This window comes from Lentibacillus jeotgali, assembly GCF_000224785.1.
GTDB lineage: Bacteria > Bacillota > Bacilli > Bacillales > Amphibacillaceae > Lentibacillus > Lentibacillus jeotgali.
Window position 1 is genome coordinate 1 of record NZ_AGAV01000016.1, and the last position, 22,670, is coordinate 22,670.

Consider the following 22,670-nt stretch of genomic DNA (forward strand, 5'->3'; position numbering starts at 1 on the left):
ATGGCGCGAGCAGAATGAAGATGCATACATCCCAACCGTTAAGGAATTGAAAAAAGAAGATAAAGATTTCGAATATCTTTTCTGGGTAAGCTCAATGGGGTCATTTGACAACCGTAGCCAAAAAATCGCGCTTGCGTTTGCCAAATTGATGAATCAAGCAGGCATCAGCTTTGCCATCCTTGGAAATAAAGAGCAAAACTCGGGTGATACAGCGCGCCGTATCGGAAATGAGTTTTTATTCCAGGAAATCGCCGAGAAAAACATCAAGGAATTTGAAAAGCATGACGTGAAGAAAATCGTGACCATTGATCCGCACGCCTATAATATTTTCAAAAATGAATACCCTGATTTCGGGTTCGAAGCGGAAGTTTATCACCATACTCAGATGCTGTATGATCTCGTCATGAATGGCAAGCTGAAACCGCAGCGTGAAATCAATCAGAAACTCACCTATCATGATTCCTGTTATCTAGGACGATACAATGGCGTTTATGATCCGCCAAGAGAAATTCTGAAATCCATCCCGGGACTTGATCTGGTCGAGATGGACCGGAGCCGTGAAAACGGCATGTGCTGCGGTGCCGGCGGCGGTCTGATGTGGACGGAAGACACAACAGGAAACCGTATCAACGTGGCCCGCACCGAACAGGCAATGGAGACTGAATCGACGATGATTTCCAGTGCATGTCCATTCTGCCTCACGATGCTCAGTGACGGGACGAAAGCGAAAGAAGTTGAGGAAGACATCAGTACCATGGATGTTGCTGAAATTCTGGCATTGTCAGTGCTGGTGGATGATGAACAGAAGACTGCTTAAAGATTTGAGGGCTTTGAAATTCGTGCGACACAGCACCAGAATCGCGCGGCGCGATACGGGAACAGACAGATTGACCCATCCCGACGGGACAGGATCAGCCTGAATTAGTGACACAAACCTGAAGTCAGTATATCTTGAGGGGCAGTTGTACAACGCCCCTCTCCATTTTGGATCTGTGCTGAGCGAGCGTTCGGTCAAAAAACAAATACCCGCTCAACTCAACAGAGTAAGCGATACCATATGAATCTATGAATATATAAATTGAAAGGATGTCGATTGTATGCGAAAGACGGTTATTGTATCTGGTGCACGGACGCCATTTGGAAAATTTGGAGGGGCATTGAAGCCGTTCACAGCATCACAGCTGGGCGGTGCAGTCATTAAAGAAGCACTTAAGCGAGCAGGGCTGGATGGAGAAAAAGTTGATGAGGTTATGATCGGCAATGTCCTGCAGGGAGGGCAGGGCCAGATCCCTTCCCGGCAGGCAGCACGTGAAGCGGGCATCCCATGGGAAGTCAAAACCGAAACGATCAACAAGGTATGTGCATCAGGACTTCGCAGTGTGACCCTTGCCGATCAGCTGATCCGCCTTGGTGATGAAGACATTATTGTTGCTGGCGGAATGGAAAGTATGAGCAACGCCCCATATATTTTACCCGATGCCCGGTGGGGAAATCGCATGGGTGATAAAAAGATCGTCGATATGATGGTACATGACGGATTGACTTGTTCATTTGCCGGTGTTCACATGGGCACTTATGGCAACAGCACCGCAGAGGAATACGGATTAACAAGAGAAGCGCAGGATGAATGGTCATATCGCAGTCATCAGCGGGCAGCGAGGGCAATTGAAGACGATAAATTTGCTGAAGAAATCGTTCCGCTTGAGGTTCCACAGCGGAAAGGTGATCCAATCACAATTGATATTGACGAGGCGCCACGCAAGGATACAAGTGTTGATGTCCTTTCGAAATTACGTCCGGCGTTTGATAAAGACGGCACGATAACAGCCGGAAATGCCCCGGGCGTCAATGACGGTGCGGGTGCATTTGTTGTCATGTCTGACGAAGCAGCAGAACAGCTTGGCAAAACACCGATGGCAGTAATTCATGGCCATGCGGAAGTGGCTGTTGAATCCAAAGACTTTCCGAAAACCCCGGGACTGGTCATCAATAAGCTGCTTGAAAAGACCGGTTACGCCAAAGAGGATATTGACTTGTACGAAATTAATGAAGCGTTTGCGGCTGTATCCCTCGCGAGCGGGAAAATCGCGGATATTGATCCAGAAAAAATCAACGTAAACGGCGGAGCGGTCGCATTGGGTCATCCAATCGGTGCAAGCGGTGCGCGCATTATTCTGACGCTAATCCATGAATTACAGCGGCGCGGCGGTGGACACGGCGTTGCAGCCATCTGCAGCGGCGGCGGCCAGGGTGACGCGATAATGGTGGAAGTACCGAAGCAATGAGAATAGCTACACAGTGTTTTTGCTAAAGTTCACATTTTCAATCCAAAGGAGGTAACGAGATCATGACTATGAAAAAGATTATGGTGATTGGGGCTGGCCAGATGGGCTCAGGAATCGCTCAAGTCTGCGCCCAGTCCGGTTACGACGTTTTATTAAATGATGTTAATGAAGAAGCTCTTCAGAAAGGCATGCAAAACATCGATAAGCATTTAACAAGGTCTGTTGCTAAAGAACGCATCAGCGAGCAGGAAAAAAATGACACCATTAAACGGTTGAAATCGACAACAGCTATACAGGATGTCAAAGATTGCGATATGACGATTGAAGCGATTGTCGAAAACATGGATGTGAAAACAAACGTGTTCCGTCAGCTGGATGAATATGCACCTGAACACGCGATTCTGGCAACCAACACATCATCACTTCCGATTACGGAAATCGCAGCATCGACAAACCGGGCGGAACAGGTTATCGGGATGCACTTCATGAACCCGGTTCCGGTGATGAAGCTTGTGGAAGTCATCCGCGGACTGCAGACAAGTGATGAAACATATGAAGCGGTTGCCGATATGGCGAAAAAGCTTTCTAAAACATCTGTGGAAGTGAATGATTACCCGGGATTTGCTGCTAACCGGATTTTAATGCCGATGATTAACGAAGCCATTTTTGCCCTGCATGAAGGTGTCGCATCGGTCGAGGATATTGATACGGTTATGAAACTCGGCATGAATCATCCAATGGGCCCGCTGACACTGGCTGATTTTATCGGGCTGGATACGTGCCTTTACATTATGGAAGTGCTGCATGACGGTTTTGGCGACAGCAAATACCGCCCATGCCCGCTCCTTAGAAAATATGTCAACGCCGGCTGGTACGGCAAAAAGTCAGGTAGGGGCTTTTATCAGTATAGCTGATTCAACATCCACGATTTACGAAAAAGGAGGCCTTCGCATATGAACCTTCACTTAACCGAAGAACAGGAAATGATGCGTAAAATGGTCCGGGATTTTGCCGTAAATGACGTGCAACCGGAAGTTGAGCGGATGGAACGAGAAGAGAGGTTCCCAGTCGAAATTATCCGTAAAATGGGCGAACTCGGGCTAATGGGGGTTCCGATTCCTGAAAAATATGGCGGAAGTGGAATGGATTACACGTGTTATATCATTGCCATCAATGAACTTGCTAAAGTCAGTGCGACGCTTGCTGTTATCCTGTCGGTTCATACATCGGTCGGCACCAATCCGATCCTGTCCTTCGGCAATGAGGAGCAGAAAAACAAGTATCTGCCCAAGCTTGCTTCAGGTCAATATCTTGGAGCGTTCGCCCTGACAGAACCCGGCGCCGGATCTGATGCCGCCAACTTGAAGACAAGAGCCGTAAAAGACGGGGATAGCTACATACTTAAAGGCTCCAAAATTTTTATTACAAACGGCGGGCAGGCTGATACATATATCACGTTTGCCCGTACAAGTGATGAACCCGGCTCAAAAGGGGTCAGCGCCTTCGTTGTCGAAAAAGATACTCCAGGTCTGGAAATTGGGAAACCCGAAAAGAAAATGGGACTGCACGGTTCGAATACTGTTCAGCTCAGCTTTGATCATTGTGTTGTTCCAAAAGAGCAGCTCCTTGGGGAAGAGGGCGACGGTTTCAAAATTGCAATGGCCAATTTGAATGTTGGACGCATCGGCATTGCCGCCCAGGCTCTCGGAATTGGTGAGGCAGCCCTTGAATACGCTGTGGCTTATGCAAAAGAGCGTGAGCAATTCGGTAAACCAATTGCCGAGAATCAGGGAATCGCATTTAAGCTTGCGGATATGGCCACCGAAGTCGAAGCGGCTAAACTATTGGTCTACCAGGCTGCAGATTTGGTTGAACAAGGTGTGCCATCAAGCAAGGAAGCATCAATGGCCAAAATGTATGCATCTAAGACAGCACGTAAAGCAGCCATTGAAGCGGTACAGGTTTATGGTGGTTATGGCTATACAGAGGACTATCCGGTAGAGCGACTTTTCCGTGATGCCAAAGTGACGGAAATTTATGAAGGAACAAATGAAATCCAGCATATCGTCATAGCAAAGAACCTACTTGACTGAGTTTTACCCACAATCCGGTATGACGAATGAATCATTCGTTTTGAAGGGAGATCGTATTCAATGAATTTTCAACTGACTGAAGAACAGGAAATGCTGCGCAAGATGGTCCGTGATTTTGCTAAAAATGATGTGGAACCGACGGCAGCCGAACGTGATGAAGAAGAACGCTTTGATCGCGGGATTTTTGACAAAATGGCTGAGCTGGGTCTGACAGGTATTCCCTGGCCGGAAAAATATGGCGGAATCGATTCCGACTATGTCAGTTATGTGATTGCGGTTGAGGAGCTGTCACGTGTGTGTGCGTCAACTGGCGTAACGTTATCAGCACACCTTTCACTGGCGAGCTGGCCGATTTACAAATATGGAAGCGAAGAACAGAAGAAAACATTCCTGTACCGTCTGGCAACCGGGGAAGCACTGGGAGCTTATGCGTTGTCTGAGCCGGGATCAGGCAGTGATGCAGCCGGCATGAAAACGGTTGCCAAAAAAGATGGCGATGACTATATCCTGAATGGCAACAAAGTCTGGATCTCCAACGGTGGTGTGGCCGATATCTACATTGTCTTTGCGATGACGGATCCCGAAGCACGGCACAAAGGTATCAGTGCATTCATCGTGGAAAAGGATACGGAAGGTTTTACCACCGGCAAGAAGGAAAAGAAGCTCGGTATCCGTTCATCACCTACGACTGAACTGATTTTTGAAAACTGCCGCGTGCCAAAGGAAAACCTGCTTGGTGCGGAGCGTGAAGGATTCAAAATCGCCATGACGACACTTGATGGCGGACGCAATGGCATTGCAGCCCAGGCGCTGGGGATCGCTCAGGGTGCGCTCGACGCAGCAGTAGACTATGCGAAAGGACGCGAGCAGTTCGGCAAACCGATTGCCGTCAATCAGGGTATCTCGTTTAAGCTAGCAGATATGGCGACAGAAATTGAAGCATCTCGTCTATTAACCTACCAGGCAGCATGGCTTGAGTCAGAAGGAAAGCCATACGGAAAAGCGTCGGCCATGTCCAAACTGTACGCCGGTGATACGGCGATGCGCGTTACGACTGAAGCGGTTCAGGTATTTGGCGGCTATGGTTACACGAAAGACTATCCCGTCGAACGCTACATGCGTGATGCTAAAATCACACAAATCTATGAAGGAACAAACGAGATCCAGCGCCTTGTAATTGGCCGGATGCTGACGAAATAGTTTAATGGGGTCGTTTTGGCTCAAGTTGTCATAGAATCGGCTCAAGTCACATGATTTTGGCTCAAGTTGTCACAAAATCGGCTCAAGTTCACAATTTTTTCGCTGAAGTTCACAATTTCAAAAGGGCGCAGCATCGGCTGCACCATCGATTCACGTGAGCGCAGCACAACAACAAGCAAACCGGACACTGCCAATCTGCAGAAAGGAAGTCAAACATATGCACCAACTCGTTGAACGAATGAAGGAAAACGACATACGAGCACTGGCCCGGGCGGTCTTGCCCGAGCAACCAAGGATGCGGTCAGGATATGTGACGCATTCGGATTTGATGTGGTGATTGTCGAAACGGTTGGTGTCGGCCAGTCGGAGCTTGATATTATGAAGGTCGTTGACACCACCGCACTTGTCCTGACCCCGAACAGTGGTGATGTGTTGCAGATATTCAAGGCCGGGATCATGGAGATAGCCGATATGTTCGTCATTAACAAGGCTGATCTTGATGGTGTCGGAAAACTGAAAGGCCTTCTGAAAGAGCTTGTCATGATGACGTCTAAGGACGCCCATAAAACACCAATCATTAAAATCATCACAACCGAAAATAAAGGAATTGACATGTTTTGGGAAAAAATCAATGAACATCATGATTACCTGTACAGGACAGAAGAAGGAGGCAGGCGCCGGAAACAACAGCAGGAGCTCGAAGTATATGAACTGATCCGCGAAGAAATCTGGCGTGATGTGAAAGCATACGCAGAACGTACAGACATGATTATTCAGGCAGACGATGATCCATATAAACGTGCGAAAGACATCTATAATCAATGGAAAGAGGAAGGGGGCGGCTAAATGACAAAAAACCAAGTCGTTTCTTCTGTCAAAGATACCGATCTGGTTGAAAAACGCCGCAACCAGATGATCAAAGGTGCAATTGCTTTATTTAAGGAAAAAGGGTTCCACCGTACCACGACAAGAGAAATCGCCAAGGAATCGGGTTTCAGTATCGGAACCCTGTATGAATACATTCGGACGAAAGAAGATGTGCTGTTCCTGGTGTGTGATGCGATATATGACCAGGTCAGGGAGCGTTTGGAAGCTTCCGGCGACTGGCAGAACCCATCGCTTGCCAATCTGGAAAAAGTTGTTGAATCGTATTTTTACCTGATGGATGACATGCAGGAAAAAATCATCATCATGTATCAGGAAGTCAAGTCACTCAAGAAAGAATCGATTGAATATGTTTTGCAGAAGGAGCGGGACATGGTCGCTATGCTCGAAAAAATGATTGTCACATGCCTGCCGGAAACTATTGGTAAACAGGATGCGGCGCTTATCGCCAACAATATTTTCGTTCAGGGGCAGATGTGGGGATTCAGAAGGTGGATGCTGCAAAAACAATTTACCCTGAAAGAGTACGCTGAACGCCAGATTCATTTTATGATGCAATCCCTGTCAATTGCCAGGATGGCGAAAAATAAGACACATGAAGCATGAGTTTTTGAAGGAGGGGTATCATGGAACAAGTTCAAATCTATAAACCGGTCAACCCGGTCCGGTTCGTCACGGCATCGAGTTTGTATGATGGGCACGATGCCTCAATTAATATTATGCGCCGGATTCTTCAATCAAGCGGGGCAGAGGTCGTTCATCTCGGGCACAACCGTTCAGTTGAAGAGGTCGTGTATGCCGCGGTTCAGGAGGATGCCCAGGGGATTGCCGTATCATCCTATCAGGGCGGGCATGTGGAGTATTTTAAATACATGATTGATCTGCTCAATGAACTGGGTGCAAGCCACATTAACGTTTATGGCGGCGGTGGCGGAACCATCATCCCGCGTGAAATCAAGGAACTCGAAGATTATGGTGTATCAAGTATCTTTTCACCGGATAATGGCCGTGACATGGGTCTTCAGGGCATGATTAACAGTATGGTTGAAGAATGCGACTTCTTGCCGTCGGTTGACTTGAACGCGGAACAGAAGAAACTTACAGCGGGTGAACGGCAGGCAGTTGCCCGATTAATTACCTATATCGAAAACCATGATGATGACGAAAAGCAAGCAGTCCTTAGTAAATTGCGGTCACAGTCGAATAATGCACCTGTTTTAGGCATTACCGGCACGGGCGGTGCGGGGAAAAGTTCATTGACCGATGAATTGATCCGCCGCTTTATCAATGAAATACCGGATAAGAAAATTGCCATCATTTCCATCGACCCAACGAAAAAGAAAACCGGCGGGGCGCTCCTCGGTGACCGGATCCGGATGAATGCGATTTTCACCGACCGTGTTTACATGCGGTCACTTGCAACACGCGGGTCAAGAACAGAGCTGTCCCAGTCGCTTCAGGATGTGCTCGATGTTCTTCGCGCTTCCAATTACGATTTCATTATTGTTGAAACGAGCGGCATCGGCCAGGGCGATGCAGCCATTACAGATGTTACCGACCTGTCCATGTATGTGATGACGGCTGAATTCGGAGCGCCTTCACAACTTGAAAAAATCGACATGATCGATTTCGCCGACTTTGTTGTTATTAATAAGTTTGAACAAAAGGGTTCCGAAGATGCGCTGAATCAGGTACGCAAACAATATCAGCGCAGCCACTTACTGTTCGGTGAAGCTAAAGAAATGTTCCCTGTTTTCGGCACAATTGCCAGCCAATTTAATGATGCAGGTACAAACGCGTTATTCGCATCGATGATTGACACGCTGAATGAAAGGTTCAGCTGGGACAATGCCGTTGATTTTGACCGGCATACGATTGCTGAAAAACAAAACATGATCATTACGAATGAGCGACGTCACTACTTGCAGGAAATTGCCCAGCATGTTCGCAGTTATCACGAAAATGCCGCAAAGCAAAGCGATATTGCACGAAAACTTTATCAGCTTGAAGGTGCTAAAAATGCCCTCGATGATGAAAGCGCTGGAGCCATCGACAAGGCCATTCAAACGTACGAGGAAAAATTGTCATCCGAGGCGAAAAAGCAACTGGATCATTGGGATGACACAAAAGAAAAATACAGTCAGGATACGATGACATTCAAAATTCGCAACAAAGACATTGAAATGGAATTGAACACAGAATCTATTTCAGGGCTGAAAATCCCGAAAGTCATGCTGCCGAAATACTTGGACTGGGGTGATCGCCTGACGTGGCTGATGAAGGAAAATGTTCCGGGTTCGTTTCCATTCACAGCAGGTGTTTTCCCGTTCAAACGCAAAGGGGAAGATCCGACACGCCAGTTTGCCGGGGAAGGCACGCCGGAACGTACCAACCGCCGTTTCCATTATTTATCCGAAGACAGTGAAGCAAAACGGCTGTCAACAGCGTTTGACTCGGTAACCCTTTACGGGGAAGACCCGGCACCCCGCCCGGACATATACGGGAAAGTTGGCGAAAGCGGTGTCAGTATATGTACACTGGACGATATGAAAAAACTGTATGATGGATTTGACCTGACCGATCCGAAGACATCTGTGTCGATGACGATCAATGGTCCCGCACCGATCATACTGGCCATGTTCTTCAATACTGCGATCGATCAGCAGCTGGCGAAGTTCAGGGAGGACAATGGCCGTGAACCGACCCGGGAGGAGTATGAAAACTTAAGAGGCGAGACGATTTCAGTCGTGCGCGGAACGGTTCAGGCGGATATTTTAAAAGAAGACCAGGGGCAAAACACCTGTATCTTCTCGACGGAGTTTGCATTGCGAATGATGGGTGATATCCAGCAATATTTTATTGATAAAAATGTGCGGAACTACTACTCGGTTTCGATTTCCGGCTATCACATTGCTGAAGCCGGTGCGAACCCGATCACCCAGCTGGCCTTTACACTGGCAAACGGATTTACGTATGTTGAGTATTACTTGAGCCGCGGCATGGATGTGAATAAATTTGCACAGAATTTGTCGTTTTTCTTCTCCAACGGGCTTGACCCGGAATACACGGTAATCGGCCGGGTTGCCCGCCGTATTTGGGCGATAACGATGCGCGATAAATACAGTGCAGATGAGCGGAGCCAGAAATTGAAATATCATATCCAGACATCCGGTCGCTCCCTGCACGCTCAGGAAATTGACTTTAACGATATTCGGACGACACTGCAGGCACTTCTCGCGATACAGGATAATACAAATTCACTGCATACCAATGCTTACGATGAAGCGATCACGACACCGACAGAAGAGTCCGTACGTCGTGCGATGGCCATCCAGATGATCATTAATAAGGAATTCGGCCTGACTAAGAACGAAAATTCGTTGCAGGGATCATTCATTGTGGAGGAACTGACCGATCTTGTCGAAGAAGCGGTCCTGCAGGAATTTGAAAAAATGAATGACCGCGGCGGCGTTCTTGGGGCCATGGAACGGCAATATCAGCGCGGAAAAATCCAGGAAGAGTCCTTGTACTATGAAGGCAAAAAACATTCCGGCGAGCTGCCGATTGTTGGGGTGAACACGTATGTTAGCCCGAATCCGACATCAGCGGATGACATCAATTCGATGGAACTGGCCCGAGCATCCAAAGAAGAAAAAGAACATCAAATCAGTGAGCTTCACAAATTTCAGGATGGACATAAAGGCCAGACGGAAGCGGCGCTTGAACAGCTGAAAAAAGTGGCAGCATCCGGCGGCAATATCTTTGCTGAATTAATGGAAACCGTGAAAGCTGCCAGCCTCGGTCAGATTACGAATGCGCTCTATGAGGTCGGCGGACAATACAGACGGAATATGTAAGGCTCGAATGATCAGGATGTAAGGAATCGGAACAAAGCCGATTCCTTTACCCCCGCATGTAACGCGCAGTAAAGACCCCGCTTCAATATTTTTTGGAAATCGGGAGAGATAAGCGGAGGTCCAGTTGCTTGTAAATAGGGGGGGTGGACATAACATAACTAAAATAGCCAACTCTAAAGATGAACCATACACTGCTTTAGCGGAGGAAATATACGTAGACTCCAGTTAATAGAGATTATACATAACATGTGTTTCAATTAGACTGATTTTAATTAATTTGTTTTTCCGCTGGCATATTCCGCCTATTTTTGTTTATAATGAATGGTATGATTTGAACAAATCGCTAAATGTTAACAATCAGGCGAGAATGCCCTGACTATGAAATATATATAAAGGGAGTGCGGTACCGTGAGCTTGAAAAACTACAGCCGCGAAGAACTTGAAGTGACATCAATGCTTGAGCTGGCTGGTGAAATCTTGCATGATGAGCAGAAAGCACAAAATTTTAATGATCTTTACAACAAGGTTGTTGAACTCAAGGGGTATACAGACGAACAGAAAAGGCAATTTATTGCCCAATTTTATACGGATCTAACAGTGGATGGGAGATTTCTTACTATTGACCCCGGCGTTTGGGGCCTGAAGCGCTGGTATCCGGTTGAACAAATGGATGAAATCGTAACATCACCGACACCAAAGAAAAAGAAAAAAGCGAAGAAGAAAAAGAAAGAAGAGGCCCCGCGTGAGGAACCTGCAGAAGGCGAACTTGATCTTGGTGATGATAATGTTGAAATCCTGACGAACAAATTTGAAGATGAACCGCTGGATGAACGCGATGAAAGCAATGAAAACAATGAAAACATCGGCTTTGATGATGAACTGGATGAAGTTGATGACGATTTCGACGATGACGACTTCGATGACAGTGATGATGAAGAGGAAGATAATAACTAAACTAGCCGCTTGACTTTTTAAATGTCGATGCGTACAATCTTTATTGGGCTCGTAAATTCATAAACATCTTGCGCTCCCCCTGGATAAGTAAAGGGGGAGCGTTTTTTATTTAGGCCGCTTTAAGCAATCTTCTAATGTTTAACAATTAAGGATAGATATAACCTAATCACAAAAGCAAACAAGATGGGAACAAATTCATATAGAAAGAAGAGGGATAAGCATTGACGAAGTACATTTTTGTGACTGGCGGTGTGGTTTCATCGCTTGGCAAAGGGATAACAGCTGCATCACTTGGCCGGCTTTTGAAAAACCGGGGACTGAAGGTGACCATTCAAAAATTTGATCCATATATTAATGTTGACCCTGGAACGATGAGCCCGTATCAGCACGGCGAGGTGTTTGTAACCGAGGATGGGGCGGAAACCGACCTTGACCTTGGACACTATGAGCGATTCATTGATATTAATTTGAATAAATACAGCAATATTACCACAGGCAAAGTATATTCTAGTGTTATTAAGAAAGAGCGCCGAGGAGATTATCTTGGCGGAACAGTGCAGGTTATTCCGCACATTACGAACGAAATTAAGAAACAGGTTTTCCGTGCGGGACAAGAAACGAAGGCTGATGTGGTCATTACGGAAATCGGCGGGACTGTCGGTGATATCGAATCACTCCCGTTTCTCGAGGCGATCCGCCAGATCAAGAGTGACATTGGACGCGAACATGTCATGTATATTCATTGTACGCTTGTGCCGTATATTAAAGCGGCCGGAGAAGTCAAGACAAAACCGACTCAGCACAGTGTGAAGGAATTGCGTTCATTGGGTATCCAGCCGGACGCGATTGTACTGCGTTCCGAGCTGCCGATCAGTGAAGAAATGAAAGAAAAAATCGCATTGTTCTGTGATACCGATAAGCAAATGGTTATTGAAATGCTTGATGCCGACACATTGTATCAAGTACCGATTGCCCTGCAAAAACAACATCTCGATCAGCTGACATGCGAACACCTGGGGCTTCATTGTAGCGAAGCAGCCATGCAGGAGTGGGAACAGCTGATTGCCAGCGTGCGAAATTTATCCAAGACAACCGTCATCGGGCTTGTCGGTAAGTACGTGGAGCTGCCTGATGCGTATTTGTCAGTTGTCGAGGCCTTGAAGCATGCAGGGTTTTCGTATGATACGGATGTTAAAGTCAAATGGATTAATTCAGAGAAATTAAGTAATGAGTCAATTGCAAGTGAGTTGGAAGATGTTGATGGTGTACTTGTTCCAGGTGGTTTTGGCGATCGCGGAATTAACGGCAAAATTGAGGCCATCCGTTATGCTCGGGAGAATAAAAAGCCATTTTTGGGTATATGCCTCGGAATGCAGCTGGCAACGGTAGAATTCGCCAGAAACGTGCTCGGTCTTGAAAATGCACATTCGGCGGAAATCGATCCAGCCACACCGGATCCGATTATCGACTTGCTGCCTGAGCAAAAGAATATTTCCGATATGGGCGGAACATTGCGGCTTGGTAGTTATCCTTGCAAGTTGGCAGATGGCACGAAAACAAAACAGGCTTATGGAAATGAGGATTTAGTATATGAACGCCACCGTCATCGCTATGAGTTCAACAACAACTACCGGGAGCAGATGCATGATAATGGCATGATTCTGTCCGGGACTAGCCCTGATGACCGGCTGGTTGAGACAATCGAACTCGCAGATCACCCGTGGTTTGTCGCATGCCAGTTCCATCCGGAATTCAAATCACGCCCGAACCGTCCGCAGCCGCTGTTTCATGGGTTTATCGGAGAAGCCTGCAAGGATTTCTAAGAGATATTTTAGTTGAAAATCGTGACAAAAGACCTGGGTCAAGAACGGTTTTTCCGTTTTCTATCCGGGTCTTATTTGTCCCCGTTACTTTATTTAAAACCGATAGCCATAATATACATATAAGCATAAGAAACGTTCTTTAAATAGAAGGATTTTGGGGAAATTTGTAGAATAATAATAAGAGCAGAACAAAGAAATTACATAAGTGGGGAGTGTTCAAGTTATGACTAAGGAGATACTGGTGGTGGATGATCAGCCAGGAATACGTATGTTATTACAAGAAATTTTCAGCGATGAAGGGTACAGCGTGTCAACAGCAGAAACCGGTAAAGAGGCACTCGACCAGCTTTATGCCCGTTCATTCGATTTGCTTATACTAGACTACAAATTACCGATTGTTGATGGATCGGAAGTATTAAAAAGATTGGAGCGGGATCAGATTTCTGTTCCGGCAATTGTCATGAGCGGTTTGGATGATATCAGAAAGGAGATAAATGGCTTCAGTATCGTCAGGAAAGTTTTTGCTAAGCCATTTAATATTCAGGAAGTCAGCGATTTTGTAAAAGGTTTTTTGGAATGAACTAATACTATTATAATAAATACACTGTGCAGCAGACATTATGTGCCTTGCTGCATTTCTTAATTTCGGTTGCCTGGATTGAAATTGATTGGTTGATTGGCTCATAATATGCCCTGTTAACTGTACAACCAACTAATGAAAGGTGCTCAGCCTGAATCAAAGCTTGCGACATTGTGTTCTTGTTGGTATTCTTATAATGTAGTTATTTTCGGATTTTGCATAATTTAATGAAGGTCATTAGACTTTCGGGCATTCGTCCGGTGTTGATTGATCAATATATTAACAAAGCGAGGGGTTGGCAAATGAAATTTTTCCTGGATTCTGCAAGTATTAACGATATTCGATCCGCAAATGAACTTGGCATTCTGGCGGGTGTGACAACTAATCCGAGCCTGGTTTCAAAAGAAGGCGTTTCGTTCCACGATCGGCTGGGGGAAATTACGGATGAGGTTTCAGGATCCGTCAGTGCGGAAGTCATATCCGAAGATGCGGAAGGCATGGTGAAAGAAGGGAAAGAACTGGCGGCAATTGCACCAAATATCACAGTGAAAGTCCCGATGACACTGGAAGGGCTTAAAGCTGTTAAAAAGTTCAGTGATTTAAATATCAAAACGAACGTGACATTGATTTTCAATGCGAATCAGGCATTGCTGGCAGCACGCGCAGGAGCATCCTTTGTATCACCGTTCCTTGGACGTCTGGATGATATCGGTCATGATGGCATGGACCTGATTGCGACGATTTCCGAAATATTTAACCGTCATGATATTGGGACTGAAATCATTGCAGCATCCATCAGACATCCATTGCACGTGACAGATGCTGCCATGAATGGCGCACATATTGCGACACTCCCATACAAAGTACTCGCTCAGCTTGTTAAGCACCCATTGACAGACCAGGGTATTGAAAAATTCCTTGCCGATTGGAATAAGCAAAATTAAATGCATAAAACTGGAAAAAATGTGTAATATAAGAAGGGTAGCGAAGGCGAATGTCCAGAGGCGTACGGGGTGGGCTACCCTCAAAGGTGCCAGTTTGACTTATCGCAGGTCAGGAAGCCCGTCAGTCGCCAGGAGCTTAAGCTAGCCAAAGAAAGCGGAAACGACTGTTTAACAAATAAGGCTGTTGTGACCGCAATAGAACTGTACAACGTCTAGAAGCGGGGTGCTATAATTGCAAAAGATTTTAATTGAAGGCGGTCATCCATTAAATGGGAAAGTACGGATCAACGGGGCAAAAAACAGTGCTGTTGCATTGCTTCCCGCCGCACTTATGGCCGATTCACACGTTGCCATTGAGGGGCTGCCGGATATTTCGGATGTTTATACACTCGGCCATTTACTTGAGGAAATTGGCGGAAAGGTAAGCTGGGACGGGCAGACAGTACATATTGATCCTGAAAATATGGTCTCCATGCCGCTCCCGAACGGAAAAGTTAAAAAGCTCAGAGCATCCTATTATTTTATGGGTGCGATGCTGGGCAAGTTCAACCAGGCCGTGATCGGACTGCCGGGCGGATGTCATTTGGGGCCGCGTCCGATCGATCAGCATATTAAAGGGTTTGAAGCACTGGGAGCGGAAGTCACCAACGAGCAGGGCGCTATCTACATCCGAGCGAATGAACTTCGGGGAGCCAGAATTTACCTTGATGTTGTCAGTGTCGGAGCAACGATCAATATTATGCTTGCTGCTGTTAAAGCAAAAGGAAAAACAATTATTGAAAATGCCGCAAAAGAGCCTGAAATCATTGATGTTGCCACTCTGCTGACAAACATGGGAGCTAATATCAAAGGTGTCGGAACCGATGTGATCCGGATTGAAGGTGTGCCATCTTTGAATGGCTGCCAGCATACCATTATTCCTGATCGCATTGAGGCTGGAACCTATGCGATTGCTGCTGCGGCACAAGGCAGCGAAGTCATCATCGATAACGTGATACCACAGCATTTGGAGTCTGTACTGGCAAAGCTGGAGGAAATGGGTGTCACCATCGAGCAGAGTGATGAGCAATTATACATTGCACCGAAGCAGCCGCTTACAAGTGTTGACGTGAAAACGCTGGTTTACCCTGGTTTTCCTACTGACCTCCAGCAGCCTTTTACAACCTTAATGACAAAGGCTGTGAATACAGGCGTTATAACGGATACGATCTATTCGGCCCGTCTGAAACATATTGATGAATTACGGCGCATGAACGCTATGATTAAGGTTGAAGGCGGCTCAGTGATTATTAACGGCCCTGTCCAGTTGGAAGGTGCTCGTGTAAAAGCAAGCGATTTACGTGCCGGTGCCTCACTCATCATAGCCGGACTGATGGCAAACGGCGTCACTGAAATCACTGGTGTCGAACATATCGACCGGGGCTATGAAAAAATCACCGAAAAACTGAACAGTCTCGGCGCCAACGTATGGCGGGAAGAAATGAACGAAAAAGAGATAGAACAATTTCAGAACTCGTAATAAAGAAAGAAAGCGCAAGCGCCCTTTTGGTCCAAATAGAGAGAGAAGTAGAGAATTCCCCTTTATAGTGCGTGTTCAAAAAGGTGGATAACAACGACGACATTCGATGTGTCATTGTTACCGGACTTTTTGAACAACCTCTTATATGTAGATCCTTTTGGGATGAGGATATTCTTTTAAATAAGGGAGAGGGAAATATGGAAAGAAGTTTAACGATGGAAATTGTTCGCGTTACGGAAGCTGCAGCCCAATCATCCGCACGCTGGATGGGCCGTGGGCAAAAGAACGAAGCAGATGATGCGGCGACCTCAGCAATGCGTGATGTTTTTGATACAATTCCGATGCAAGGGACTGTTGTAATCGGTGAAGGTGAAAAAGACGAGGCGCCAATGCTCTATATTGGCGAGGAACTCGGTACTGGTTCCGGTCCTGAGGTGGATGTCGCTGTAGATCCGCTGGAAGGCACCAATATTGTTGCACAGGGTACATGGAATGCCCTGGCCGTGATTGCGATAGCTGACGGGGGATCACTGCTGCATGCGCCCGATATGTATATGAAGAAAATCGCAGTCGGTCCTGAAGCGGTCGGCAAGATAGATATAAATGCTTCAACACTCGATAATTTAGAAGCGGTCGCAAAGGCTAAAAACAAAGCAGTCGAGGATTTGGTGGTCATTGTACTGGATCGCCCCCGTCATGCCGAATTAATTGAAGAAATCCGTGCCACCGGAGCCCGGATTAAATTAATTCCGGATGGCGATGTGGCTGCAGCGATGAATACGGCTTTCGACGACACCGGCGTGGACATTCTGCTCGGAATTGGTGGAGCGCCAGAGGGTGTCCTCAGTGCGGCTGCATTAAAATGTCTTGGCGGGGAGATCCAGGGGAAGCTGGTCCCGTCCAATGATGGTGAAGTTGAGCGCTGCAGGAGAATGGGCATCGATGATATTGAAAAAGTCTATTATATGGACGATTTCTGCAGTGGTGATGATGCCATTTTTGCGGCAACCGGCGTAACCGATGGTGAATTGCTGCAAGGCGTCCAGTTCAAAGGCGCAAAGGCAACAACGCAAACAGTCGTGATGCGTGCCAAAAGCGGCACAGTACGCTTTATTGATGGCGCGCACAGTCTGATGAAAAAGCCTAATCTTGTTATACAGCCTTAATGATATGAAAGGAAGCCAGCACCTTAATTGGCTTCCTTTTGTCCATATATGACTCTGGCAGCAATCAGTGGGGGAAGAAAGAAATCCTCCGCTGATTTTGCTGATGGTATTGAATATTAGGCTATAAAAGGGTATGATGATGTTTATGGATAGGGATAACTGGCAATGATAAATACAAATTGGAAAACTTCCATTCTAGCTTCCTGCAAACTCTTCTATAACTACTAACCATTCAAATAGAAAGAGAAAAAATTCACTTTTTCACAATGGAAATATAACCTTTAAAAATGAATAGGTGTGGTGATTTAATGGCATCGTTAACGATTTCCCATCTGGAGACATTAACTTTAAAAGAGATTTATGCTCTGGCCAGGGAATACAAAGTATCGTATTATTCAAAACTGACAAAGAAAGAACTGATTTTTGCTATATTAAAAGGACAGGCTGAACAGGATGGCTATTTGTTTATGGATGGCATTCTGGAAATTATCCCTTCAGAAGGGTTTGGCTTTCTCCGTCCAATTAATTATTCCCCAAGTGCAGAAGATATTTATATTTCCGCATCACAAATCCGCCGTTTTGATTTAAGGAATGGTGACAAAGTTTCCGGGAAGGTGCGACCGCCGAAAGAAAATGAACGTTATTACGGCTTGTTGCACGTCGACGCGGTAAACGGGGAAGATCCGGAAACATCAAAAGAACGCGTCCACTTTCCTGCGCTCACGGCTCTTCATCCTGACCGATTAATGAATCTTGAGCGTGAGACCAAAAATTTATCCACCCGTATTATTGATCTGATGACCCCGGTCGGCTATGGCCAGCGCGGACTGATTGTGGCGCCGCCAAAGGCAGGTAAAACAGTTCTCCTGAAGGAAATTGCCAACAGCATTTCAACCAATCATCCGGAGGCAAAACTGATTATTTTACTGGTGGACGAGCGTCCGGAAGAGGTAACTGATATTGAGCGTTCAGTCCACGAAGATGTGGATGTTGTCAGCTCAACATTTGATGAAGTGCCGGAAAACCATATCAAAGTATCGGAACTTGTTTTGGAACGTGCGATGCGTCTGGTGGAGCACAAACGTGATGTGATTGTGCTGATGGATAGCATCACCAGACTGACACGCGCATATAACCTGGTTATTCCGCCAAGCGGACGGACGCTCTCCGGCGGTATCGACCCCGCGGCGTTCCATCGTCCAAAACGCTTTTTTGGGGCAGCCAGAAACATTGAAGAAGGCGGAAGTTTTACTGTGTTGGCAACGTCGCTCGTTGATACTGGTTCACGGATGGACGATGTGATCTATGAAGAATTTAAAGGGACAGGCAATATGGAATTGCACCTTGACCGCAGCCTTGCTGAACGTCGGATTTTCCCATCAATCGATATACTGAAATCCGGGACACGGAAAGAGGAGCTGCTTGTTTCGAAAGGCCATCTTGATAAAATATGGGCAATCCGCAAAACCATGCAGGACTCCCATAACTTCCTTGACCGGTTCCTGAAACGTCTGCGGTCAACGAAAAACAATGAAGAGTTTTTCCAGCAAATGGACGATGAGATGAAGCGTAAAGGAACCAAATAGCCTCCGGAAAGCGAAGTATATACGGTCTGCGAAGCACAAAGCAACAAACAATGCAAAAATAGAGAAAATGACTAGCTATTGCAATCAAGACACGACGCTGTTATAATCTTTCTGTATGAGTTAAGATAATCAGATAACGTTTGAGACCTGTAAACGGCTCTACAATAACTCTGAATGCATAAGGATTCAGGGCAAAAAGGAGTGGAAAGACATGAAAAACGAAATTCATCCGGAATACAGAAGAGTTGTCTTCTTGGATACAAGCTCGGATTATAAATTCCTGAGCGGTTCAACGCAGACCTCCGAAGAAACCATTGAATGGGAAGATGGCAACACGTACCCGCTTATCCGTGTTGAAATCAGCTCAGCTTCACACCCATTCTACACCGGAAAACAAAAAGCTGATAAAGTCGGTGGGCGTGTAGACCGATTCAAGAAAAAATATAATATGAAATAAAAAGCTGAGGCGACTGGTCAGAAGCGGACCCATAAGCAAGAGGCCGGAAAACACCCGGTTTTTGGTGTTGGACTGCCCATTGCTTATGACGGCAGCTTCTAGGAGTCGAAGCTGGATTGAATAAAAGCTGAGGCCGACCATACCTCGTTTATATGAAAAACAGGCAATTTGTCTACATGTTGCCTGTTTTTTGCTTTAATACAAGATAACTTTTCCAGTTTTAACTAAAAGTGTTATCAAATTTTGTTTGAAATAATGTTTAACGAACTCTTACATAATAGTAATATACCTTGAAGGGAGTTTCCGCATATGTACGTGATGAGTCAAAGCGGATGGGTCGAAGTGATCTGCGGCAGCATGTTCTCCGGCAAATCCGAAGAATTGATACGGCGTGTTCGCCGGGCCACATATGGTAATCTGTCGGTCCGAGTTTTTAAACCGGTGATTGATGACCGTTATTCCGATGAATCAGTTGTGTCCCATAACGGCACGTCCATCATCGCACGCCCTGTTAAAAACTCGGAGAAAATTTTGGAGTATATCGAGCACAATCATATCGATGTCATCGGGATCGATGAAGTCCAATTTTTTGATGATAACATCGTTTCGGTAGCCAATGAACTCGCAAACAGAGGCGTCCGTGTCATTGCAGCTGGCCTTGATACAGACTTCCGCGGCGAACCATTCGGCCCGATGCCGGACATGATGGCACAGAGTGAGTCCATTTCAAAATTGAATGCGATTTGCCCCGTTTGCGGATCTCCCGCCAATCGAACGCAGCGTCTTATTGATGGCAAACCGGCATCATATAACGATCCGGTGATTCTGGTCGGCGCGTCGGAATCGTACGAGCCCAGATGCCGCCATCACCATGAAGTACCGAATAAACCCAGTAAAAAAAATGCTGAAGCCGTAACCGAAATATTTGATTAAAAAAAGAGTGCCCCGGCGCTCTTTTTTAATCGTATTCAATTTTTAGCGACATAATTGTGCTGGCATGCCTGGCTCCAGTGCTGGGCACAGTCCGTTTTAGCTTTGTTCGCAGCGGCAGCTAATTGTGACAACTTGAGCAAAAAATTTGTGAACTTGAGCGGAATTTGTGACAACATGAGCCAATTCATGATTATTTAAGCCGATTCTGTGACAACATGAGCCGATCCAACAATTCACTCGACGAATGGTCATGCAAATCTGTTGCCATAAACCGGCAGAAGCCTATCTGTATAATTTTGACCTCCCTTTATGAGTGTATTATAATTATACTGTTAATCGAAAAGAGGTGACCGTTGTGTTAGACCGATTGCAATCACTGGAAGACCGATATGCTAAATTGAATGAATTGCTCAGTGACCCTGATGTCATAAGTGATACGAAAAAACTGCGCGAGTATTCCAAAGAACAGTCTGACCTAGAAGAAGTTGTGCAGTCATACCGGACTTATAAAGATGTTGAAGAACAGTTGAAAGATACAAAAGAAATGCTTGAAGACGAATCGGATGATGAAATGGAAGAAATGGCGAAAGCTGAAATTGAGGAGCTTTCCGACAAAAAACAGGAGCTTGAGGAAAGACTGCGCATCCTGCTCCTGCCGAAAGATCCGAACGACGATAAAAATGTGTTCATGGAAATCCGCGGTGCTGCGGGCGGTGATGAAGCCGCATTATTCGCCGGCGACCTTTACCGCATGTACAGCAAATATGCTGAATCGCAGGGCTGGAAAATCGACGTTGTCGAAGCGACGACAACTGGAGTCGGCGGCTATAAAGAAATTATTTTCATGGTGAACGGCACCGGCGCTTACTCCAAATTAAAATACGAAAATGGCGCACACCGCGTGCAACGTGTCCCGGAAACTGAATCCGGCGGCCGGATCCATACGTCTACAGCAACTGTAGCGGTGTTGCCTGAAGCGGAAGAAGTGGAAGTTGATATTAATGAAAAAGATATCCGCGTCGACACATTTGCTTCCAGCGGCCCCGGCGGCCAAAGTGTTAATACAACCATGTCCGCCGTGCGTCTGACGCATGAACCAACTGGGATTGTTGTCTCCTGTCAGGATGAAAAGTCACAAATCAAAAATAAGGAAAAAGCGATGAGAGTGCTGCGCGCACGCATTTATGACAAGTTTCAGCAGGAGGCACAGGAGGAAATCGATGAGAACCGCAAATCTGCAGTTGGAACCGGCGATCGTTCAGAACGCATCCGAACGTACAATTTTCCGCAGACTCGCGTAACCGATCATCGTATCGGTATGACCATTCAAAAGCTTGACCAGGTGATGGAAGGGAAATTGGATGAATTCATAGACGCCCTGCTCCTGGAAGAACAAGCGAAAAAACTTGAACAAATTGGTGAGTAGAACAGAATTGGACATTGACGACAGTAATCTCCTGTTCTTTGGGAGATAAGTGCTCGTGAAGGCGGGATAAATTGGAAAACGAACAGAAATTGCACGAAGTCCTGCGCCGGGCTTCGCTTTTTTTAGAAAGAAATAACCGAGAGCCAAAAGTGGCTGAACTGCTCTTGCAGCATTTTTTAGGCGTATCGCGGTCCGAATTTTTCATGAAGATGCGCGACCCTGCGCCGGAAGAAGTATTAATACCATTTCAGCAGGCAATTGAACGGCATGCTGAAACCGGGGTGCCGGTCGAACATATTACCGGGTATGCCTCGTTTTACGGCAGGGATTTTCAAGTCAATGCGCACACATTGATACCACGCCCGGAAACAGAGGAACTCATTCAGAACATGATCCAAACCGTTCCGGACGAGCCACTCACGATTGTGGATATTGGGACCGGGACCGGCATTATTGCTGTAACGCTTGCGCTTGCCTTACCTGAGGCAGACGTATACGCAACCGATATTTCAGCTGAGACGCTTCATGTTGCCCATCGAAACGCAGAAAGATGGGGCGCCAATGTTACGTTTCTCCAAGGGGATTATCTGAAGCCGCTGATCGACTGGGATATTCAGGCTGATATAATCGTTTCCAACCCCCCGTATATCGCCCCCGAGAAAAAAAAATCGCTAGCTGATACGGTAAAAAATTTCGATCCAGAACAAGCCCTGTTTGCAGACGAACAAGGACTGGGTGCATACAAAGAAATTATTGGCGACCTTCCGAACGTGATGAAACAGGATGGCTATGTTTTTTTCGAAATCGGATACGATCAGAGAGAGGCTGTCAAGTCCATGTTGCAAAATGTCTTTCCGAAAATTGATATGGAAATTATTCGGGATATGAATGGAAAGGACCGGATTGTCCGCGGGAGGTTGGGTGAGTTTGGCGATAGTTGATAGAGGATATCTAAACGAAAA

18 protein-coding genes and 1 pseudogene are annotated in these 22,670 nt (G+C 46.2%); all 19 read left to right on the forward strand.

All coding sequences use genetic code 11. The features are described from left to right. A partial coding sequence (locus tag ON01_RS13280; RefSeq protein WP_010531550.1) for a (Fe-S)-binding protein occupies positions 1 to 817 on the forward strand: 817 nt, incomplete at its 5' end. Positions 818 to 1,097: 280 nt separating this feature from the next. Further along, positions 1,098 to 2,285, forward strand: a complete 1,188-nt coding sequence (locus tag ON01_RS13285; RefSeq protein ID WP_010531551.1) for an acetyl-CoA C-acetyltransferase — start codon at positions 1,098 to 1,100, stop codon at positions 2,283 to 2,285. A gap of 62 nt (positions 2,286 to 2,347) precedes the next feature. Next, positions 2,348 to 3,199 (forward strand): 3-hydroxybutyryl-CoA dehydrogenase, encoded by an 852-nt coding sequence (locus ON01_RS13290; RefSeq protein ID WP_010531552.1) that lies wholly within the window; start codon positions 2,348 to 2,350, stop codon positions 3,197 to 3,199. A gap of 39 nt (positions 3,200 to 3,238) precedes the next feature. After that, positions 3,239 to 4,378 carry an acyl-CoA dehydrogenase gene (locus tag ON01_RS13295; protein ID WP_010531553.1) on the forward strand — a complete coding sequence of 380 codons (1,140 nt, stop codon included), beginning with the start codon at positions 3,239 to 3,241 and terminating at the stop codon, positions 4,376 to 4,378. A gap of 60 nt (positions 4,379 to 4,438) precedes the next feature. Continuing rightward, positions 4,439 to 5,578 carry an acyl-CoA dehydrogenase gene (locus tag ON01_RS13300; protein WP_010531554.1) on the forward strand — a complete coding sequence of 380 codons (1,140 nt, stop codon included), beginning with the start codon at positions 4,439 to 4,441 and terminating at the stop codon, positions 5,576 to 5,578. A gap of 270 nt (positions 5,579 to 5,848) precedes the next feature. Beyond that, positions 5,849 to 6,424 (forward strand): annotated as a pseudogene (locus ON01_RS13305) (methylmalonyl Co-A mutase-associated GTPase MeaB); the annotation flags it as partial. Further along, entirely contained in the window at positions 6,425 to 7,069 is a 645-nt protein-coding gene (locus ON01_RS13310) for a TetR/AcrR family transcriptional regulator (RefSeq protein WP_010531556.1), read from the forward strand. Positions 7,070 to 7,089: 20 nt separating this feature from the next. After that, positions 7,090 to 10,320, forward strand: coding sequence for a fused isobutyryl-CoA mutase/GTPase IcmF (gene icmF / locus ON01_RS13315; RefSeq protein ID WP_010531557.1), 3,231 nt, complete (start codon positions 7,090 to 7,092; stop codon positions 10,318 to 10,320). A 408-nt stretch (positions 10,321 to 10,728) separates the two neighbouring features. Next, the gene (rpoE, locus tag ON01_RS13320) at positions 10,729 to 11,274 is read left to right on the forward strand and encodes a DNA-directed RNA polymerase subunit delta (RefSeq protein ID WP_010531558.1); all 546 of its coding nucleotides are present in this window, start codon (positions 10,729 to 10,731) and stop codon (positions 11,272 to 11,274) included. A 221-nt stretch (positions 11,275 to 11,495) separates the two neighbouring features. After that, the gene (locus tag ON01_RS13325; RefSeq protein WP_010531559.1) at positions 11,496 to 13,097 is read left to right on the forward strand and encodes a CTP synthase; all 1,602 of its coding nucleotides are present in this window, start codon (positions 11,496 to 11,498) and stop codon (positions 13,095 to 13,097) included. Between the two features lie 223 nt (positions 13,098 to 13,320). After that, positions 13,321 to 13,677 carry a response regulator gene (locus tag ON01_RS13330; RefSeq protein WP_010531560.1) on the forward strand — a complete coding sequence of 119 codons (357 nt, stop codon included), beginning with the start codon at positions 13,321 to 13,323 and terminating at the stop codon, positions 13,675 to 13,677. Positions 13,678 to 13,979: 302 nt separating this feature from the next. Beyond that, a complete protein-coding gene (gene fsa / locus ON01_RS13335; RefSeq protein WP_010531561.1) occupies positions 13,980 to 14,621 on the forward strand; it encodes a fructose-6-phosphate aldolase in 642 nt (213 codons plus the stop codon). 232 nt (positions 14,622 to 14,853) lie between these two features. Beyond that, positions 14,854 to 16,140: a UDP-N-acetylglucosamine 1-carboxyvinyltransferase gene (locus ON01_RS13340; protein WP_010531562.1), complete on the forward strand. Its 1,287-nt coding sequence runs from the start codon at positions 14,854 to 14,856 to the stop codon at positions 16,138 to 16,140. Between the two features lie 197 nt (positions 16,141 to 16,337). Then, the gene (gene glpX / locus ON01_RS13345) at positions 16,338 to 17,306 is read left to right on the forward strand and encodes a class II fructose-bisphosphatase (protein WP_010531563.1); all 969 of its coding nucleotides are present in this window, start codon (positions 16,338 to 16,340) and stop codon (positions 17,304 to 17,306) included. A 308-nt stretch (positions 17,307 to 17,614) separates the two neighbouring features. After that, complete coding sequence (rho, locus tag ON01_RS13350; RefSeq protein WP_010531564.1) at positions 17,615 to 18,892, forward strand: transcription termination factor Rho; 1,278 nt, start codon at positions 17,615 to 17,617, stop codon at positions 18,890 to 18,892. A gap of 211 nt (positions 18,893 to 19,103) precedes the next feature. Beyond that, positions 19,104 to 19,349 carry a type B 50S ribosomal protein L31 gene (locus ON01_RS13355; RefSeq protein ID WP_010531565.1) on the forward strand — a complete coding sequence of 82 codons (246 nt, stop codon included), beginning with the start codon at positions 19,104 to 19,106 and terminating at the stop codon, positions 19,347 to 19,349. 309 nt (positions 19,350 to 19,658) lie between these two features. Beyond that, complete coding sequence (locus ON01_RS13360) at positions 19,659 to 20,282, forward strand: thymidine kinase (RefSeq protein WP_010531566.1); 624 nt, start codon at positions 19,659 to 19,661, stop codon at positions 20,280 to 20,282. 355 nt (positions 20,283 to 20,637) lie between these two features. Continuing rightward, complete coding sequence (gene prfA, locus ON01_RS13365; RefSeq protein ID WP_010531567.1) at positions 20,638 to 21,708, forward strand: peptide chain release factor 1; 1,071 nt, start codon at positions 20,638 to 20,640, stop codon at positions 21,706 to 21,708. Between the two features lie 71 nt (positions 21,709 to 21,779). Continuing rightward, positions 21,780 to 22,649, forward strand: a complete 870-nt coding sequence (gene prmC, locus ON01_RS13370; RefSeq protein ID WP_010531568.1) for a peptide chain release factor N(5)-glutamine methyltransferase — start codon at positions 21,780 to 21,782, stop codon at positions 22,647 to 22,649. Positions 22,650 to 22,670 lie beyond the last annotated feature (21 nt).

Bases quoted from the DNA above. Each gene is read 5' to 3' on its own strand.
- ON01_RS13285 (WP_010531551.1), top strand. From the start codon at position 1,098: ATGCGAAAGACGGTTATTGTATCTGGTGCACGGACGCCATTTGGAAAA.
- ON01_RS13290 (WP_010531552.1), top strand. From the start codon at position 2,348: ATGACTATGAAAAAGATTATGGTGATTGGGGCTGGCCAGATGGGCTCA.
- ON01_RS13295 (WP_010531553.1), top strand. From the start codon at position 3,239: ATGAACCTTCACTTAACCGAAGAACAGGAAATGATGCGTAAAATGGTC.
- ON01_RS13300 (WP_010531554.1), top strand. From the start codon at position 4,439: ATGAATTTTCAACTGACTGAAGAACAGGAAATGCTGCGCAAGATGGTC.
- ON01_RS13310 (WP_010531556.1), top strand. From the start codon at position 6,425: ATGACAAAAAACCAAGTCGTTTCTTCTGTCAAAGATACCGATCTGGTT.
- icmF (WP_010531557.1), top strand. From the start codon at position 7,090: ATGGAACAAGTTCAAATCTATAAACCGGTCAACCCGGTCCGGTTCGTC.
- ON01_RS13330 (WP_010531560.1), top strand. From the start codon at position 13,321: ATGACTAAGGAGATACTGGTGGTGGATGATCAGCCAGGAATACGTATG.
- fsa (WP_010531561.1), top strand. From the start codon at position 13,980: ATGAAATTTTTCCTGGATTCTGCAAGTATTAACGATATTCGATCCGCA.
- glpX (WP_010531563.1), top strand. From the start codon at position 16,338: ATGGAAAGAAGTTTAACGATGGAAATTGTTCGCGTTACGGAAGCTGCA.
- rho (WP_010531564.1), top strand. From the start codon at position 17,615: ATGGCATCGTTAACGATTTCCCATCTGGAGACATTAACTTTAAAAGAG.
- ON01_RS13355 (WP_010531565.1), top strand. From the start codon at position 19,104: ATGAAAAACGAAATTCATCCGGAATACAGAAGAGTTGTCTTCTTGGAT.
- ON01_RS13360 (WP_010531566.1), top strand. From the start codon at position 19,659: ATGTACGTGATGAGTCAAAGCGGATGGGTCGAAGTGATCTGCGGCAGC.